Origin of the sequence: Nakamurella sp. A5-74, assembly GCF_040438885.1 — a bacterium.
In the GTDB taxonomy this organism is placed as follows: Bacteria; Actinomycetota; Actinomycetes; order Mycobacteriales; family Nakamurellaceae; genus Nakamurella.
The window spans coordinates 2,946,397-2,962,899 of record NZ_CP159218.1; the positions used below are offsets into that span (position 1 = coordinate 2,946,397).

At 68.5% G+C, this 16,503-nt stretch carries 15 protein-coding genes; 4 read left to right on the top strand and 11 right to left on the bottom strand.

Features of this window, described 5'->3' with window-relative positions:
- Positions 1-75: 75 nt before the first annotated feature.
- The 4 genes from ABLG96_RS13510 to ABLG96_RS13525 form a co-directional block, all read right to left on the bottom strand.
- Positions 76-1,302, bottom strand: coding sequence for an MFS transporter (locus ABLG96_RS13510; RefSeq protein WP_353647894.1), 1,227 nt, complete (start codon positions 1,300-1,302; stop codon positions 76-78).
- Positions 1,302-1,925 carry a winged helix-turn-helix domain-containing protein gene (locus ABLG96_RS13515; RefSeq protein WP_353647895.1) on the bottom strand — a complete coding sequence of 208 codons (624 nt, stop codon included), beginning with the start codon at positions 1,923-1,925 and terminating at the stop codon, positions 1,302-1,304. The genes ABLG96_RS13510 and ABLG96_RS13515 overlap by 1 nt, the downstream gene beginning before the upstream one ends.
- A gap of 86 nt (positions 1,926-2,011) precedes the next feature.
- The gene (locus ABLG96_RS13520; RefSeq protein ID WP_353647896.1) at positions 2,012-3,010 is read right to left on the bottom strand and encodes a quinone oxidoreductase; all 999 of its coding nucleotides are present in this window, start codon (positions 3,008-3,010) and stop codon (positions 2,012-2,014) included.
- Positions 3,011-3,106: 96 nt separating this feature from the next.
- Positions 3,107-4,501, bottom strand: a complete 1,395-nt coding sequence (locus ABLG96_RS13525) for a replication-associated recombination protein A (RefSeq protein WP_353647897.1) — start codon at positions 4,499-4,501, stop codon at positions 3,107-3,109.
- A gap of 54 nt (positions 4,502-4,555) precedes the next feature.
- On the opposite strand from ABLG96_RS13525, the gene ABLG96_RS13530 reads away from it, so the two are divergent.
- Positions 4,556-4,717 carry a hypothetical protein gene (locus ABLG96_RS13530; RefSeq protein WP_353647898.1) on the top strand — a complete coding sequence of 54 codons (162 nt, stop codon included), beginning with the start codon at positions 4,556-4,558 and terminating at the stop codon, positions 4,715-4,717.
- Positions 4,718-4,805: 88 nt separating this feature from the next.
- Here ABLG96_RS13530 and ABLG96_RS13535 read toward each other — a convergent pair whose 3' ends face one another.
- The 3 genes from ABLG96_RS13535 to mmsB form a co-directional block, all read right to left on the bottom strand.
- Positions 4,806-6,254: an aldehyde dehydrogenase family protein gene (locus ABLG96_RS13535; RefSeq protein WP_353651502.1), complete on the bottom strand. Its 1,449-nt coding sequence runs from the start codon at positions 6,252-6,254 to the stop codon at positions 4,806-4,808.
- Between the two features lie 170 nt (positions 6,255-6,424).
- Entirely contained in the window at positions 6,425-7,897 is a 1,473-nt protein-coding gene (locus tag ABLG96_RS13540) for an MFS transporter (RefSeq protein WP_353647899.1), read from the bottom strand.
- A gap of 85 nt (positions 7,898-7,982) precedes the next feature.
- Positions 7,983-9,023, bottom strand: a complete 1,041-nt coding sequence (mmsB, locus tag ABLG96_RS13545) for a 3-hydroxyisobutyrate dehydrogenase (protein WP_353647900.1) — start codon at positions 9,021-9,023, stop codon at positions 7,983-7,985.
- Between the two features lie 20 nt (positions 9,024-9,043).
- Here mmsB and ABLG96_RS13550 point away from each other — a divergent pair, with 20 nt between their 5' ends.
- Complete coding sequence (locus tag ABLG96_RS13550; protein WP_353647901.1) at positions 9,044-9,946, top strand: LysR family transcriptional regulator; 903 nt, start codon at positions 9,044-9,046, stop codon at positions 9,944-9,946.
- 24 nt (positions 9,947-9,970) lie between these two features.
- On the opposite strand, the gene ABLG96_RS13555 is transcribed toward ABLG96_RS13550, so the two are convergent.
- The 3 genes from ABLG96_RS13555 to aspS form a co-directional block, all read right to left on the bottom strand.
- A complete protein-coding gene (locus tag ABLG96_RS13555) occupies positions 9,971-10,411 on the bottom strand; it encodes a hypothetical protein (protein ID WP_353647902.1) in 441 nt (146 codons plus the stop codon).
- 136 nt (positions 10,412-10,547) lie between these two features.
- Positions 10,548-10,997: a hypothetical protein gene (locus ABLG96_RS13560; protein WP_353647903.1), complete on the bottom strand. Its 450-nt coding sequence runs from the start codon at positions 10,995-10,997 to the stop codon at positions 10,548-10,550.
- A 108-nt stretch (positions 10,998-11,105) separates the two neighbouring features.
- Complete coding sequence (aspS, locus tag ABLG96_RS13565) at positions 11,106-12,905, bottom strand: aspartate--tRNA ligase (protein ID WP_353647904.1); 1,800 nt, start codon at positions 12,903-12,905, stop codon at positions 11,106-11,108.
- Between the two features lie 136 nt (positions 12,906-13,041).
- Here aspS and ABLG96_RS13570 point away from each other — a divergent pair, with 136 nt between their 5' ends.
- Entirely contained in the window at positions 13,042-13,647 is a 606-nt protein-coding gene (locus ABLG96_RS13570; protein ID WP_353647905.1) for an N-acetyltransferase, read from the top strand.
- Positions 13,648-13,849: 202 nt separating this feature from the next.
- Here the strand turns inward: ABLG96_RS13570 and ABLG96_RS13575 are convergent, their stop codons facing one another.
- Entirely contained in the window at positions 13,850-14,374 is a 525-nt protein-coding gene (locus ABLG96_RS13575) for a carbonic anhydrase (protein ID WP_353647906.1), read from the bottom strand.
- A 282-nt stretch (positions 14,375-14,656) separates the two neighbouring features.
- On the opposite strand from ABLG96_RS13575, the gene ABLG96_RS13580 reads away from it, so the two are divergent.
- The gene (locus tag ABLG96_RS13580; RefSeq protein ID WP_353647907.1) at positions 14,657-16,450 is read left to right on the top strand and encodes a DEAD/DEAH box helicase; all 1,794 of its coding nucleotides are present in this window, start codon (positions 14,657-14,659) and stop codon (positions 16,448-16,450) included.
- Positions 16,451-16,503 lie beyond the last annotated feature (53 nt).

Sequence of the window (16,503 nt, forward strand, 5' to 3'; positions counted from 1 at the left end):
TCGCCACCGCCTGTCCGTGGATGCGACACCGGTCCGGGGCGCTCTGCGGACCGACCAAGGGTGCGTCGCAGCTGGTCAGCCGGAGTGCGCGCTGACTGCGACCTCCTCCGTAGTCGCCCGCGCACGGATCACCACCCCGCAGGCTGCAGCCGCGATCACCGCCGACGCGATGATCGTCAGCACGCGGTAGTCCACCGCGCCGACCAGTGCCGCTCCGGTGGCGGTGGCGACCAATTGCGGCAGCTGCAGCGACACGGTGGTCGCCGCGGCACTGCGACCCTGCAGTGCGGGCGGGGTCAGTCGCTGACGGGTGGTGGCAAGTGCGACGAAAGCCCACGGGATGGCCACGCCCGCCATCGCACTGCCGATCAGCACCACGACGACGTCCCTGCTCAGGAGTCCCAGACCGGCCACTGCGATCAACACCAGCGCCACCCCGACGGCCCGCAGTGGGCCGAGCCGTCGCAAGAGCCAGGCCGCCGTCACCCCGCCGAGGATGCTGCCAGCGCCCTGCGCGCTCATCAGCGCGCCGAAGAATGATGCCTCGCGGTTCAGCCCGTGTTCGACCACGGCGAACAGCAGTGAGTCGAACATTCCGATGACGGCGAGTGAGGTGCCCAACCCGACCACCATCGTCACCAGCACCGGGGTCCGACGCAGATGGGCGAAGCCGGCACCGAGTGCCCGGAAACCACTGTCCGCCAGCGCCTCCCCGAGGTCCGCGCGTTCCGGACGGGGTTCGGCGATCCGCACCGTGAGCAGTCCGAGGGCGGTGATCGTCAGCAGCACCGAGGTCGCGCCGGCCAGAGCCGGACCGCCGAAGCCGGCGTACAGGGCGGCCCCGACGACAGGCGTCAACACCCTCAGCCCCTGGTCGATCGTCATGAACGCCGCGTTTGCCGTACCCAGGTGCTCGTCCTTCAGCATCGTGCGCAGCAGGCCCGACTGGGCGGCGCCGTTGATGGTGCCCAGAGCGCCGTACAGGAAGGTCACCGCGTACAGCAGCCAGACGTCGTCAGCCGTCCGGACACCGAGCAGGGCCAGCACCGCGGCTGCGGCGCAGAGGTTGGAGACGATGAGCAACGGTCGACGCCTGACCCGGTCGGCCAGCAGGCCGAACACCGGAGCGAGCAGCACCGGCAGGCCCAGACAGAAGAACACCAAACCCGCGGCGCCGCTGCTGCCGGTGAGGTCCTTGGCCCAGACCGCGAGCGTGAGGAACAGCGCGCTGTCGGCGAAGTTGCCGATCGTCCACACGCTCAGCAGCCGACGAAAGTGCGGTACTCGCAACAGATCGCGCATCACCGATCCCCCGCACCGTCGGCCTGCTCGCGCCCACCGGATTGGGCGGGCACCTCGGAGTCGATGAGCTCCTGATGTTCCGGGAGGTACGCGGACGCAGTCACCAACCGGATGACACCGGCTCCCTGAGGGATCAGTGTGTGGTCGGTGAGCCGGTCGAAGTACGGCTGTATCACCGCGACCAGGGCGTCGTTGATCGCTCTGGCCTCGTCCGGTGTGACGATCAGCGTGGCGCCGCTCTGGATGGTGGTGCCTCGCCACTCCGGTGGATTCCGTCTGGCGTGTCCGGCCCGCAGGGTCGCGACGTCCCACTCGAAGATCGCGGCGCCGGTGGACCTGGACGCCTCGAGAGCCGCAGGATCCTCGGGGTCGGGCAACAGGTTCTGCGTCGGATCGCTGATCCGCCACGGCTTGTCGCGACCGGTCGCGTCGTCCGCCCGGTCGATGTAGCCGAACTCGGCGAGTTTGCGCAGATGGAAGGAGCAGTTGGACGGGCTCTCCCCCACGTCGTCGGCGAGTTCGGTTGCGGTAGCGGTGATCCTGACCGCGAGAGCCTGCAGGAGGCGAAGGCGCAGCGGGTGCGCCAGGGCGCGGATCGCGCCGGGATCGGAGACGTCAGCCATGGGAGAACCCTAGACGTGAAGTAGTTCTTTCGCAAGAACTACTTCACGTCAGGTGATTCCTGGCTGAGGCCGCAGGGATCAGGGGATCAGGGGATCAACAGCAGCTTGCCGGTCGTCCGTCGGCCGGCCAGGTCTTCGTGCGCACTGGCCGCGTCGTCGAGCGGATAGGTCGCACCGATGCGGAAGTTCAGTCGACCGGAGGCGATCCACTCGAACACCTCGCGGGCCCGGCCGAGGATCTCCTCCCGGGTGACGGTGAAGTCCTTCAGGGTGGGCCGGGTGACGCTCAACGAACCCAGCGCATTGAGCCGCTGCAGGTCGAACGGCGGGACCTGTCCGCTGGCGCCTCCGAACAGAACCTGGAAACCACGGCGACGCAACGACTTCAGGGATGCCTCGAAGGTGTCCTTGCCCACGCCGTCGTACACAGCGTGCACTCCTTCGCCGTCGGTCAGCTCGCGCACGACCTCGTCGAAACTGCCGTAGCCGGGCTCGGAACTGACGATCACCTCGGCAGCGCCGGCCTCGCGCGACAGCACCGCCTTCTCCTCACTGGACACCGTGGTGATCACCTTCGCCCCCAGCAGGGTCGCGATCTGCGTCAGCAGCAGACCGACCCCGCCGGCCCCGGCGTGCACCAGCACGGTGTCGCCCGACTGCACGGGGTAGGAGTTCCGCACCAGATAGTGCGCGGTCATGCCCTGCAACGGAACTGCTGCTGCCTGCTGGTCGTCGACGCTGTCCGGGACTGGGATCAGCACTGCGGCGGGCCCGGTCACCACCCCGGCATAGGAGCCGGGCAGTGCCGACCAGGCGACCCGATCCCCGACCGCGACCTGATCCACACCGTCACCGACGGCCAGCACCGTGCCCGCACCCTCTGCGCCGCCAACGAACGGCAGCGGCAGTGGGTACACACCCTGACGCTGGTAGATGTCGATGAAGTTGACGCCGGCGGCTGCGACGGCGACCGTCGCCTCACCGGGCCCAGGAGTGCGCACCGGCACCTCTGCAGGTGCCAGTACTTCGGGCCCGCCGGTGGCGGCGATCTGGATGGCGCGGGTGGTGGCGGGCAACGCGGTCATGGTGTCTGCTCCTGACGTCGGTGATGCAGGTGTCGTGCTTGCTGTCGCGCTTGCTGCTTCGTCGTTGTCAACGCCGGACAACCGACGTCATTCCCGTCAGCTCCTGAGTCCCCTGATCAACGCCCTGAGCTTGGGCAGCCGCTCCCCCACCGCACGTTCGACACCGCGCCCGGTCGGTCGGTAGTAGTCGGTGCCGATCAACTCGTCCGGTGGATACTGTTGACGCGCAACACCTTCAGGAAGATCGTGCGGATAGGTGTAGCCGGTGGCGTTGCCCAGTTTCTTCGCGCCGGGGTAGTGCCCGTCCCGCAGCTGGGCGGGAACGGTACCGGCCTTCCCGCCGCGGACGTCCGCCATCGCGGAGTCGATCGCCAGCACGACGGCATTGGACTTCGGCGCGGTGGCCAGGTGGATCGTGGCCTGGGCCAGGGCGATCCGGGCCTCGGGCAGGCCGACCAGCTGCACCACCTGCGCGGCGGCCACCGCCGTCTGCAGGGCCGTCGGATCGGCCATCCCGACGTCCTCCGAGGCGTGCACCATCAACCGCCGGGCGATGAACCGGGGATCCTCACCGGCTTCGATCATCCGGGCCAGGTAGTGCAGGGCGGCATCGGTGTCGCTGCCGCGGATCGATTTGATGAACGCGCTGATGACGTCGTAGTGCTGGTCGCCGTCACGGTCGTAGCGGACGGCCGCGCGATCGACTGCCCGCTCGACGGCGGCCAGGTCGACCAGTTCGCCGCCGGTCTCCAGCACGCTGTCTGCTGCTGCCTCCAGCGCGGTGAGCACCCGGCGGGCGTCACCGCCGCCCAGTGCGACCAGGTGCGCCTTCGCGTCGTCAGCCAGGGTGACGGTGCCATCGAGCCCGCGCGGGTCGGCGACCGCCCGGTCCAGCAGCGTGGCCAGGTCCTCATCGGTCAGCGACTTGAGCTGCAGTACCAACGAGCGCGACAGCAGCGGGGAGACGACGGAGAAGTACGGATTCTCGGTGGTGGCGCCGATCAGGATGACCGTGCGTTCCTCGACCGCGCCCAGCAGTGAATCCTGCTGGGTCTTGGAGAACCGATGCACCTCGTCGATGAACAGTACCGTCTGTTCTCCGGTGCGACGCAACGAGTCCCGGGCCTCCGCGATGACGGCGCGCACCTCCTTGACGCCGGCGCTGAGCGCGGAGAGTTGGGCGAAGTTGCGCCCGGTCGCTCCGGCCACCAGCGTTGCCAGGGTCGTCTTCCCGGTGCCCGGGGGCCCGTACAGCAACATCGAGGACGGCGCACCGCCCTGCACCAACCGGCGCAGCGGCGCGCCCGGGCCCAGCAGATGGTCCTGGCCGAGCACCTCGTCCAGGGTCGCCGGCCGCATCCGCACGGCCAATGGCGAGCCGGCGTCCACCGTACGGTCCGGCGGCAACCCGGTCGTCCGGGTAGGGGCACTGTTGTCACCGGCGGAGTTGTCCGCACTCCCCTGGGCGAACAGCCCGGGATCGCCACTCATCGCGCTGCCACCCTGCCTCCGTCGTTTCGGATCGAACAGGTCCATACTGGGGGCATGTTGGCATTCGTAGGAGTTCTGCTCGTCATCTGGATCGTTCTCGCCGTCGTCGGGTTCGTCGTCAAGAGCCTGTTGTGGCTCGCGATCGTCGCGCTCGTCCTCTTCGTGATCACCGCCGTCTACGGCTGGGTGAAGCGCAAGGCATCGACGCGAACCTGAGGCACTGACAACGGGTCCGGCTCTCCGTTCGATTCCGCGAGGTCTCGAACGTGAGCCGGGCCCGTCGTGCGTTCCAGGGTCAGAACCGTCAGCCGATCTTGATGTTGATCTGCTTCATCTGGGTGAAACCCTCCATCGCGCCCTCGAGCGACACCTCTCGGCCGATGCCGGAGGACTTGTACCCGCCGTAGGCCTGGCCGATCACCTGACCGCCGCCCTGGTTGACCTGGACCCACCCGGATTCGATCCGGTGCGCGGCATCGAGTGCCTCGTTCAGGTCGTTGGACCACACGTAGGCCGCGAGCCCGTAGTGCGAATCGTTGGCCATCCGGATCGCCTCGTCGGCGTCCGAGAACGGGATCGCCACCAGCACCGGCCCGAAGATCTCCTCCCGCGCCACCCGCCAGTCGTTCGAACCCATCGAGAAGATGGTCGGACCCTGGAAGTAGCCGTCCAGACCGGCCGGGATGCTCTCCGAGCAGTCCAGCGCGAGCTCGACGCCCTGCTGCGCCTTGCCGTCGCTGATGTAGCCACGGATCCGGTCGAACTGCTTCTCGTTGATGATCGCGCCCATGTCGGTGGTCTCATCGAGCGGATCGCCCACCTTCATCGCGCCTGCCTTGGCCGCCACAGCTTCCAGCACCTGGTCGTAGACGTCGGCGTGGATGAACAACCGCGAACCAGCGGTACACGACTGGCCCTGGCGGGCGAACCTGGTGGACAGCAACAGGTTCGAGGTCAACGCATCGACCTGGGCCGGGTCGGAGGCCGCCGACGGGAAGACGACGGACGGGCTCTTTCCGCCGAGTTCCAGCGACAGATGCGCCAGCCGCTCCCCCGCCGCCGAGGCGACGTGCCGGCCGACCGGCGTCGAACCGGTGAAGGAGACCTTGTCGACCCCGGGATGCTGGACCAGCGCCTCGCCGATCTCCTGGCCGTAGCCGGTGACGACGTTCAGCACGCCCGGTGGCAGGAAGCGACCGGCGATCTCGGCCATCTTGAGGATCGTGAGCGGTGCGTCCTCCGCCGCCTTGAGCACGACGGTGTTGCCGGCAGCCAACGCTGCAGGGGTCTTGAAACCGGCGATCATCAACGGCGAGTTCCACGGCAGGATGCCGGCGACGACGCCGAGTGGTTCACGACGGGTGTACTGCAGCTGACCGTCGCCCGCAGGCAGGGTGACACCCTTGAACTCACCGGCGATCCCACCGAAGTAGCGGAACAGATCGACGAGCGTCTGCGATTCGGGACGGGCCTGGGTACGCAGCGCGTTGCCGGTGTCCCTGGCCGTCATCAACGACAGCTCCTCGGCCGCATCGGACAGTGCGTCGGCGACCTGCAGCAGGAGCTTCTGCCGCTCCTTGAAATGCAGTGACCGCCACGCCGGGAATGCCGCACGCGCCGCCTTCACGGCGCGATCTGCGTCCTCGTCACGACCCCGCGGCACCCGGGCGAGGGTCAGCGACCGCTGTCCCGCGGAGACGACGTCGATCCACTCACCGGCGACGGCAGGCACCCATTCACCGCCGATCAACATCGGAACGTCCGGCGCGGAGGCGCCCGGGTCCAGGGCGAGGGCGGTGCTGTCGATGGTCAGTGCGGTGGGTGCTGCGGTGGTCATGACGAGGTTTCCTCTCGAACTGATGGATCAGGGAGAAGGACGTCCGCGCCGCCCACCGACGGTGGGCAGCGCGGACGTCCCGGGAATCAACGGACTCCGGCCTCACGCAGCCGCGGATCAGCCGCGTCCACTTCGGCGAGGTCCTTGCCCTTGGTCTCCTTGTAGAGCAGCGTGCCAACGACCGAGACCAGGCCCATCGCGGCGATGTAGATCGACACCGACCCCCAGGTCGAGTTCGCAGAGGTGATGTCGCCGACGGCAGTGCCCTTGGCGGCGACGTTGCCGAGCAGCGCCACACCGATCAGGGGAGCGATGGAGCCCGACACCACGCTGGTGAGCTGGGACCCGATCGACACTGCCGTGTACCGGATCTTGGTCGGGAACATCTCGCTCATCAGCGCCGGCTGGACGGCGTACATCAGGCCGTGGATGAACACGCCGAGCACCAGACCGAGGGTGAAGAACAACGGCGATCCGCCGTTGCGGCTGCCGTCGAAGAGCAGGAACCCGACCCAGGCATAGGCCACCATTCCGAGCGCACCGGCCAGGTAGATGGGGCGCCTGCCGATCTTGTCCGCCCAGGCCGCGACGTAGGGGATCCAGAAGATCTCCAGGAAATGGGCGATCAGCATGAACGTCAGGATCGGCACCGGCTTGATCCCGACCCCGGACAGGTACGTGATGGAGAACGTGACCACCGTGTAGTAGAGGACGTTCTCGCCCGCCCGGCACATCATCGACACCAGGATCTCGCGCGGGTAGTGCCGGAACACGTCGACGAACGCGGGTCGGTTCGAGACGATCTCCGCCTCACGTTCACTGGCCTGCTTGAAGATCGGCGCATCCTCGACGCTGCGCCGGATGTACCAACCGATGAACACGATCACCGCGGACAGCCAGAACGCGATGCGCCAGCCCCAGTGGTTGAACTCGGTGGTGTCCATCGTCGAGTAGAGGACGAGCATGACAACGGTGGCCACGAGATTGCCCAGCGGAACACCGACCTGCGGGAAGCTGCCGTAGAAAGCGCGCTTCTCCTTCGGTGCGTGCTCGGAGATCAGCAGGACAGCTCCGCCCCACTCGCCGCCGACCGCGAAGCCCTGGATGAACCGAAGGATGATCAGCAGCACGGGAGCCCCGATGCCGATTCCGGCACCGGCCGGGTCCAGGCTGAAGCCACTGCCCAGGGTGGCGTCCCCGTAGGCCGGGATGCACCCCATGAGGAAGGTGGCGATCCCGACGATGAAGATCGACAGCTGCAGCAGCTTCTTCCGGCCGATCTTGTCGCCGAAGTGGCCGAAGACCAGGCCGCCGAGCGGTCGCGCGATGAAACCGATCGCGTAGGTGGAGAAGCCATAGATCAGACCGGTCTTGGCCGTCTCGCCGGGGAAGAACACGACGCTGAAGACGCCCAGCGCCACCGCGGTGCCGTAGACGAAGAACTCGTACCACTCGACGACCGTGCCGGCCATCGATGCCGCGACGATCTTGCGGAGTTTGGACTGTTCGGTGGGTTCCGGCGCGGAGATGTTCTTCGCCAGATCGGGGGGGTTACTCATCTTTGAGCTCCTGGGGATGCGGTGGTGGGTGAAAGACGTGATGGGTGGCTCGGTCGAGGATCGTCCCCCGGGCCCCGGGGACTCCTCATTCGGCGGACGACGCGCCGTCGCTCCCGTCCAGCAGCTGGACCAGGATGGAGCAGTCCTTTCCTCCGTCGCCGCGCTCGACGATGGTGTCGAGGCGATCGGCCACGGCCTTGGCGAACGACAGATCGGTGCCGGTGTCCTCGCCGGCCTGCAGCGCGAGCCCCAGATCCTTGCGCAGCAGCGCGGTGGAGAAGCCGCCGGCGAACTCGCGGTTGACGGCGGCGGTCTCGGTCACGCCGGCGATCGGGTACCAGGTGCGGAGTGCCCAGCTGTCGCCCGAAGACACCGTGGCGAGCTGCTGGAACACCGAAGCATCCAGGCCGAGTCGCTCGGCCAGCACCGCGCCCTCGCAGGTGGCCTGCAGGGTGATACCGAGCATCATGTTGTTGGTGATCTTCGCGGCCTGACCGTTGCCAGGACCGCCGCAGGCGAAGATCTTGCCGGCCATCACGTCGATGACGTTGCGGACCTTGTCCAGCACTGCCTCGTCGCCGCCGACCATGAACGTCAGGGTGCCGGCAGCCGCGCCGGACACACCGCCGGAGACCGGCGCATCGAGGAACGAGAAGCCCGCTCCCGCAACAGCTTCGTGCAGATCACGCGCGGTCTGGATGTCGATCGTCGACGAGTCGACGACAACCGCTCCGGTCGGGGCGGAGGCCACGACGCCGCCCTCGCCGAGGATGACCTCGCGGGCGTGCTTGCCGGCCGGCAGCATGGTGAACACGACATCCGCATCGAAGACGGCCTCGGCGATCGAATCGGCGATCAGCACGCCGGCCCTCGCTGCGGTAGCGGTCGCCTCGGTGTTCAGGTCGAACCCTCGGACGCGATGCCCCGCGGCCACCAGATTGGCGGTCATCGGACCACCCATGTTGCCCAGCCCGATCCAACCCACGTTCATCCGGTGCACTCCTCGTCGAGTTCCTGCAGGGCGAGTCGGACCGGCAACCCCGCGCACGGGATCCGATGCCGCCTCGGCGTCGTCGACCATCTTGGTCCGATGTCCGCCGACCCGCCAGTGCCGGATCCGCACCATCGTTGTGCAAAAATGCACACATGCTCAAGGCCGACGATCTGCTGGTTCTGCTGGAGGTCGCACGGTCGGGCTCGATGATCGGAGCCGCTTCCTCGCTCGGCATGGATCACACGACCGTGTCGCGCCGGGTCACCGCGCTGGAATCCGCGGTGGGCGCTGCCCTCACGGTGCGCAGTGGACGAGGGTGCGAGCTGACCGAGTTGGGCCGCACCCTGTTGGCTGCTTCGGAGTCGATCGAGCGAGCGGTCGGGCAGGTACGCACTCTCGCACAACCGGGGGGTGTCAGTGAGCTCACCGGGCTGGTGCGGATCGCCGCTCCGGACGCGTTCGCGGTGGAGTTCGTCGGTCCGGTGATGGGTCGCCTGGTGCGGATGCATCCCGGCGTCACCCTGGAGCTGACCTCGGCGACCAGGCCGATGGTGCAGGGCCGGGGCGCCGACATCGAGATCGGCCTCGGCTCGTCCCTCCCGCGTTGGGAGACGGTGCTGCTGAGCGAGTACGTACTCGGCCTGTACGCCAGCAGCGACTACCTCGCGGACCACGGCGCACCCACCTCGCTGGACGATCTCTCGCACCATCCCCTCGTCTACTACGTCGAGTCGCTGCTGCGGGTGTCCGAGCTGGACGTGTTCGACCGGGTCTTCGGCGGACGTCCGGTCACGATCGGATCGACCAGCGTGCACGCCCAGCTCACCGCCACCGTGGCCGGCGCGGGGATCGGCCTGCTGCCGGCCTACCTGGCGGACGCGCAGATCGGCCTCCGTCGAGTACTGCGACAACAGGTCGAGATCCCGCAGCAGTACGTCGCCGGTCTGGCCCCGCGCACGCTCCGCAGGCCGGCCACGACCGTCGTCATGCAGGAGCTGCGCGCCGAGGTCCGGGCACGCCACCACGAGCTGATGGGTCGCGCCCCCGCGGCCTGACCCGCACCAGCACGGGTTCGGCCGTCAGACCGGGACGAGCGGCGGGTCCGGCATCCGCCGGACGGTCGTCGGCCCGGCGACGTAGAAGCCGAGCAGGCGCAGCGGCCGGTCCTGGTCACCGCCATAGCGATCCAGCAGGAGCTGATGGAGTTCGCGGTCATTGTCGGTGATGCGCTCGTGTGGTTTGCCTCTGACCATCAGCGTGGGCCCACCCACACCTATCTCCGCGAGCTTGTCGTCCACAGCCGACAGCACCTCGGCGACCTCGGCCGGCTCCGGTTCGGCCGGGAGTCCCGTGATGGTGACCGGCCGAAGGATCACCAGATCGTCGTCGCAGACGACGAACGTCAGGCACTGCGCTGCTCGATCCGGTCGACGGCAACACGTGTCGACCGCCCGACTCATCAGGCGTGCGCTGTCCAGCGGACGGTCGAGAAAACATTCTGAATGCATGTGTGGGTTCATGTCGACAGCCTGCGCGGCCACCCCGACGGGCAGACGGAGTTGTCCACAACGTCTCAGCGCAGGGCGATCCGTCCACAATGACGACGTCGACCCTTGACAGTCACCGACCCATCTTCCCAGGCCCCGGCAGGGCCGGTCAGTCCTGCGTGTCGTCCCGCTGTTCGCTGACCTTCATCTCGGCCTCGAACACGTGCTGCTCCAGGCCCAGCGTCTCGCGGGCGTGCTGCTCGACGTCGTGGAAGACCGACCAGTACTGCGCGTCGTAGGCCTCCACGAGCTGGAAACTCCAGCGTCCGTCGACGATGTCGCGGCCCACCAGGGTCCGGTCGATGTCGTCGGCCAGGTCGGCGTGCCCGGCGTCCCGCAGCTCGCGCACCGCGTCCTGCAGGTTCAGATCGGCCATCCCCGACAGCCGGTGGAAGTGGTACAGCGCTCCTCGGGCATCCTCGACCACCTCGAGCGCGGCCGAGAGCTTCCCGAGCGCCGACACCGTGGCGTCGTCGACGCCGCCAGGCCGAGGGTGCTCGGACGGTCGATCCGGCCGCCGGGAGGTCCCGTGACGCGCTTCCAGTGGTCCGTTCGCCATGGTGGCTCCGCTGCATTCGGGTGGACGAACCCGGATCCGGGACCGTCGCCCGGCTGGTGCCCGCTGCGGTCGCCGCCCACACCATCGGAGCAGTTATCGGCTGTGCTCTCAGGGCGCCGGAGTCGCCTCGGGAGCCACGGCCAGCTGCGCGGCGGCAGGCTTCGCGTCCACGCCGGCCTCCTTGCGCTGCTGCGCCGTGATGGCCGCCGGCGCCGCCGTCAACGGGTCGTAGCCGCCACCGGACTTCGGGAACGCGATCACCTCCCGCAGCGATGCAGCGCCGGCCAGCAGCATCACGATGCGGTCCCAGCCGAAGGCGATGCCGCCGTGCGGCGGGGCGCCGAAAGCGAAGGCGTCCAACAGGAATCCGAACTTCTCCCTGGCCTCCTCCTCCGCCAACCCCATCACCGCGAACACCCGCTCCTGGACGTCGCGGCGGTGAATACGGATGCTGCCGCCGCCGATCTCGTTGCCGTTGCAGACGATGTCGTAGGCGTACGCCAGGGCGTTCTCGGGTTCGGTGTCGAACGTGTCCAGGTGCTCCGGCTTTGGCGACGTGAACGCGTGGTGTACGGCCGTCCAGGTGCCGGAACCCACTGCGACATCGTCGGTCTCGTCGGCGCGCTCGAACAGCGGGGCGTCCACGACCCAGACGAAGGACCACTGCGATTCGTCGATCAGGCCGTCGCGGCGCGCGATCTCGTTGCGGGCGGCGCCCAGCAGCTCCTGGCTGGCACGGCGGGTGCCGGCGGCGAAGAACACCGCGTCGCCCGGCTGGGCGCCGACGGCCGCAGCGAGTCCGTCCCGCTCGGTCTCGGAGATGTTCTTGGAGACCGGGCCGCCGAGGGTCCCGTCCTCCGCGATCGTCACGTAGGCGAGCCCCCGCGCGCCGCGCTGCTTGGCCCACTCCTGCCAGGCGTCGAACCCGCGCCGCGGGGTGGCGGCGCCCCCGGTCTGGACGACGGCGCCCACGTACGGCGCCTGGAAGACCCGGAACGGGGTGTCTGCAAAGTAGGCGGTCAGGTCGGTGAGAGGCAGGTCGAACCGCAGATCCGGCTTGTCGCTGCCGTAGCGGTCCATCGCGTCGCGGAACGTCATCTGCGGGATGGGCTGCGCGATGTCGTGGCCGATCAACTTCCACAGCGCGACCAGCACGTCCTCGGCGAGCGCGATGACGTCGTCCTGGTCGACGAAGCTCATCTCGATGTCGAGTTGGGTGAACTCCGGCTGCCGGTCGGCGCGGAAGTCCTCATCCCGGTAGCAGCGGGCGATCTGGTAGTACCGCTCCATCCCGGCGACCATCAACAGCTGCTTGAACAGCTGCGGCGACTGCGGCAACGCGTACCAGCTGCCGGGTCGAAGTCGGGCAGGCACCAGGAAGTCCCTCGCACCTTCCGGGGTGCTGCGGGTGAGCGTCGGGGTCTCGATCTCGACGAAGTCCTGCTCGTCGAGCACGGTGCGGGCGGCCTTGTTGACCTGCGAGCGCAGCCGCAGCGCAGCAGCGGGCTTGGCACGGCGCAGATCCAGGTAGCGATACTTGAGCCTGGTCTCCTCGCCGACCTCGGTCGAGTCGTCTAGCTGGAACGGCAGCGGCCCGGCCTCGTTGAGCACGGTGAACTCGGTGACCGAGAGCTCGATGGCACCGGTACTCAGGTCGGAGTTCTCGTTGCCGGCGGGCCGCGCCTCGACGACGCCTGTCAGCTGGAGACAGAACTCGCTGCGCAGCCGGTGTGCTCGCTCGGCGACGGATCCCTCCCGGAACACCACTTGCACCAGCCCGGAAGCGTCCCGGAAGTCGATGAAGATGACCCCTCCGTGGTCGCGCCTGCGGGCGACCCACCCGGCCAGGGTGACAGTCTTCCCGTCGTCGTCGATGGTCAGGCTTCCGGCGTCACGGTCACGCAGCACGAGGTCAGATCCTTCAGGGTCGGGGACATCGATGGTCGGTGGCCGGCTCCGATAGGGAGACAGACACCGGTGAATCCTACGACCGGCCCCCGAACTCGCTTGCCGACTCCGCTGACGCTTGCCAGAGTTCGGTGTTGTGACCTCCCCTGCCGCAGCGAGCCTGCGCCGCGAGACCCCTGCCGATGCCGACGCCGTTGCTGCAGTGGTGAGCGCTGCGTTCGTGCACAAGGAGGTCGTGCTGCCTCAGTTGGTCGCGGCCCTGCGACCGTTCAGTCGGTTCGGTCACGATCCCGGCCCGCTGTCGATGGTCGCGGAGGTGGGAGGTGCCGTGGTCGGTCACGTGATGCTGACTCTGTCGCGGGTGGACGCCTGGGAGCGGTTGGTCGACGTGCTGGCGCTGTCGCCGTTGGCCGTGCTGCCGCAACACCAGCAACGCGGGATCGGCGGCATCCTGGTTGCCGCAGCGATTGAACTGGCCACCGAGGTCGGCGCCCCCGCGCTGTTCCTGGAGGGCTCGCCGAAGTTCTACGGTGCGCGCGGCTTCGCTGCGGCCGAGCCGCTGGGGTTCCGTCGGCCGTCGCACCGGGTCCCGAAGCCCGCGTTCCAGGTCGCCCTACTGCCCGGTCACGAGGACTGGATGACCGGCACCCTGGTCTACGCCAATCCGTTCTGGGACCTGGACTGTGTCGGTCTGCGGGATCGTGCGTTCGTGGAGCGACTCGAGACCATCGGCACCGCCTGAATCATGGTGCGGCGCTCCCGGGATCCGGCAGTAGATGGCCGGTAACCGACCGTCAGCACCGCGAACTCGCCGGTATCCGACCGTCAGCACCGCGAACGTCGCCGGTATCCGACCGTCAGGACCGCGAACGTCGCCGGTATCCGACCGTCAGCACCGCGAACGTCGCCGGTATCCGACCGTCAGCACCGCGAAGGTGGGGTGGTCAGCAGATGGTCTCGAGCAGGCCGGTGTCGACGTCGTAGAGGAATCCGCCGATCCGCACGCGGCCGGCGAGCAGCGGGTGCGAGCGCGCCTTGGCGACCTCGGCGACGATGTCGGAGCGCTGGTCGGTGATCACGTTCAGGCTCATCCAAGAGGCATCCTGGCCAGAGGAGGCTGCGATGCGCTCCTTGAGCTGGTCCTCGCTCGAGGCAGCCATCGCGCAGCGGGTGTGTTGCACGACGAGCACGCGCTCGACGTTCAGCAGGTTCGCGCCGAGCACCAGCGCGACCAGCACCTGGTCGGTGACGCGCCCGCCCGGATTGCGCAGGATCTTCGCATCGCCCGGCCGCAGCCCGACCATCCCGAGTGGGTCGATCCGGGAGTCCATGCAGGTCACCATCGCGACACCGGCGCGCGCGACCCCGTCGAACCCCGACAGGTCGAAGGTCTCCGCGTACTGACGGTTCGCAGCGAGCAGGTCGGCAAAGGTGTCGGCGGATCCGGGAACTGCAGCCTGGTCGTTCACGATTGATCACGGTAGCGCCTGGCGGTTGCTCGGAGCATGTGCCTGAGAACACCCCGCGCGGTCTGCCGTTCCCCTGGACCGTCCCGTAGGGTGAACGAGAACCTGGAGTGCATCGCACGGTCCCTGTAGCAGTCAGTGCTTGTGAAAGTCATCGAGCTGCAACCCCCTCAGTGGGCCACCTGCCTTCGTCATCGGAAGTTTCGATCGTTTCGACGGCAGCGATGGGCGCGTCATCCGACGTGTGCCCGACTCTCCTGCCTCGATATCGACGATTGGCTTTCCATGTCCTCAGCTGTACTCGATCCGTCCATCCCTGCCCTCGACGAGGTGATCGCACCCGTCGCGAGCTTCGACGACATCGATCTGCCCGCCGAGCTGCGTCGCGCTGTCGACGGCCTCGGCTTCACCATCCCCTCCCCCATCCAGGCCCAGGCGATCCCGCTGCTGCTCGCCGGCCGCGACATCACCGGCGTCGCCCAGACCGGTACCGGCAAGACGGCCGCCTTCGGCCTGCCGCTGCTGAACGCCGTCGACGCCGAGACCCGCGGCGTCCAGGCTCTCGTCCTGACCCCGACCCGCGAGCTCGCGATGCAGGTCTCCGAGGCGATCAGCACCTTCGCCCAGCACGTGCGCAACCTCTCCATCGTCACCGTCTACGGCGGCGCCCCGTTCCTGCCGCAGAAGTCGGCCCTGGCCCGCGGCGCGCAGGTCGTCGTCGGCACCCCCGGCCGCGTCATCGACCACCTCGAGCGGCACACGCTGGACCTGTCGAACGTTCGCTTCCTGGTGCTCGACGAGGCTGACGAGATGCTTCGGATGGGCTTCGCCGAGGACGTCGACCGGATCCTGTCCGAGTCGCCGCGCAGCCGGCAGACCGCGCTGTTCTCCGCGACCATGCCGTCGGCGATCCGCAAGGTCGCCCAGACCCACATGAACAACCCGATCGACATCACCGTCGAGGGCGGCGCCCGCGCCACCACGACCGTCGAGCAGACCTACGCCGTCGTCCCGTTCCGCCAGAAGGTCGACGTCCTCGGCCGTGTTCTGCAGATGCAGGGCGCCGGCGAGAAGGCACCCGCGTCGATCATCTTCGTCCGCACCAAGTCCGCGTGCGACGAGGTCGCGATGGACCTGTCGGCCCGCGGCATTGCCGCTGCCTCGCTGAACGGTGACGTGGCCCAGAAGGACCGCGAGAAGATCGTCGAGAAGCTCCGCTCCGGCGCCATCGACGTGCTGGTGGCCACCGACGTCGCCGCCCGCGGGCTGGACGTGGAGCGGATCGGCCTGGTCGTCAACTTCGATGCCCCGCGCGAGGCCGAGACGTACACCCACCGCATCGGTCGCACCGGTCGGGCCGGGCGCACCGGCAAGGCCCTGACGTTCTTCACCCCCCGGGAGATCTTCCAGGTCCGGGTGATCGAACGGGTCACCGGCGCCAAGCTGACCCAGATCACCCCGCCGACGGCTGCTGATGTGGCGAAGCACCGCACCGCGTCGGTGCTGGCCGGCGCCGCCCAGCGCGTCCAGGGCGAGCGGATCGAGGACTTCCGGACGATGCTGACCAGCTTCTCCGAGCAGCAGGGTGTCAGCATCTACGACATGGCTGCCGCACTGCTGGCCACGGCCGCCGGTGACGACGGATCCCGGATCGTCGAGATCCCGCAGGAGACCTTCCGTCGGGACCACGACGCCCCCCGCGGCGGCGGCCGTTCCGACAGCCGCGGCGAGCGCGGCGGGCGGTTCGATCGTGAGCCTGCCGGCCGATTCGGCCGCAGCGAGCGTCCGGAGCGGGGCGACCGGACCCGTCCGGAGCCGCGTCGGGCACGCACCGACGGACCGGCGGGCCCGAAGTGGCGCGTCGCCGTCGGCCGCAACCACGGTGTGCGTCCGGCGGGCATCGTCGGCGCCATCACCGGTGAGGGCGGCATCAACGGCCGCGACCTCGGTCGCATCGACATCTTCGACACCTACAGCGTCGTCGAGATCGCATCCCCGCTGTCCACCGCGGCAGTCGGCAAGATCGCCATGGCCACCGTCAGCGGACAGAAGCTGCGCATCCGCCGCGAACAGGCCTGAGTTCGGGCCGGGGTAGCCCGGCCTCTGCAAGAAATCGACGTCTGGTTGGCGAA

Excerpts from the sequence above, each read along its gene's own strand:
- ABLG96_RS13535 (WP_353651502.1), bottom strand. The coding sequence starts at position 6,254 with ATGTTGATCGGCGGTGAATGGGTGCCTGCCGTCGCCGGTGAGTGGATC.
- ABLG96_RS13510 (WP_353647894.1), bottom strand. The coding sequence starts at position 1,302 with ATGCGCGATCTGTTGCGAGTACCGCACTTTCGTCGGCTGCTGAGCGTG.
- ABLG96_RS13530 (WP_353647898.1), top strand. The coding sequence starts at position 4,556 with ATGTTGGCATTCGTAGGAGTTCTGCTCGTCATCTGGATCGTTCTCGCC.
- ABLG96_RS13525 (WP_353647897.1), bottom strand. The coding sequence starts at position 4,501 with ATGAGTGGCGATCCCGGGCTGTTCGCCCAGGGGAGTGCGGACAACTCC.
- ABLG96_RS13555 (WP_353647902.1), bottom strand. The coding sequence starts at position 10,411 with ATGAACCCACACATGCATTCAGAATGTTTTCTCGACCGTCCGCTGGAC.
- mmsB (WP_353647900.1), bottom strand. The coding sequence starts at position 9,023 with ATGGTGCGGATCCGGCACTGGCGGGTCGGCGGACATCGGACCAAGATG.
- ABLG96_RS13515 (WP_353647895.1), bottom strand. The coding sequence starts at position 1,925 with ATGGCTGACGTCTCCGATCCCGGCGCGATCCGCGCCCTGGCGCACCCG.
- ABLG96_RS13520 (WP_353647896.1), bottom strand. The coding sequence starts at position 3,010 with ATGACCGCGTTGCCCGCCACCACCCGCGCCATCCAGATCGCCGCCACC.
- ABLG96_RS13580 (WP_353647907.1), top strand. The coding sequence starts at position 14,657 with ATGTCCTCAGCTGTACTCGATCCGTCCATCCCTGCCCTCGACGAGGTG.
- ABLG96_RS13550 (WP_353647901.1), top strand. The coding sequence starts at position 9,044 with ATGCTCAAGGCCGACGATCTGCTGGTTCTGCTGGAGGTCGCACGGTCG.
- ABLG96_RS13560 (WP_353647903.1), bottom strand. The coding sequence starts at position 10,997 with ATGGCGAACGGACCACTGGAAGCGCGTCACGGGACCTCCCGGCGGCCG.
- ABLG96_RS13540 (WP_353647899.1), bottom strand. The coding sequence starts at position 7,897 with ATGAGTAACCCCCCCGATCTGGCGAAGAACATCTCCGCGCCGGAACCC.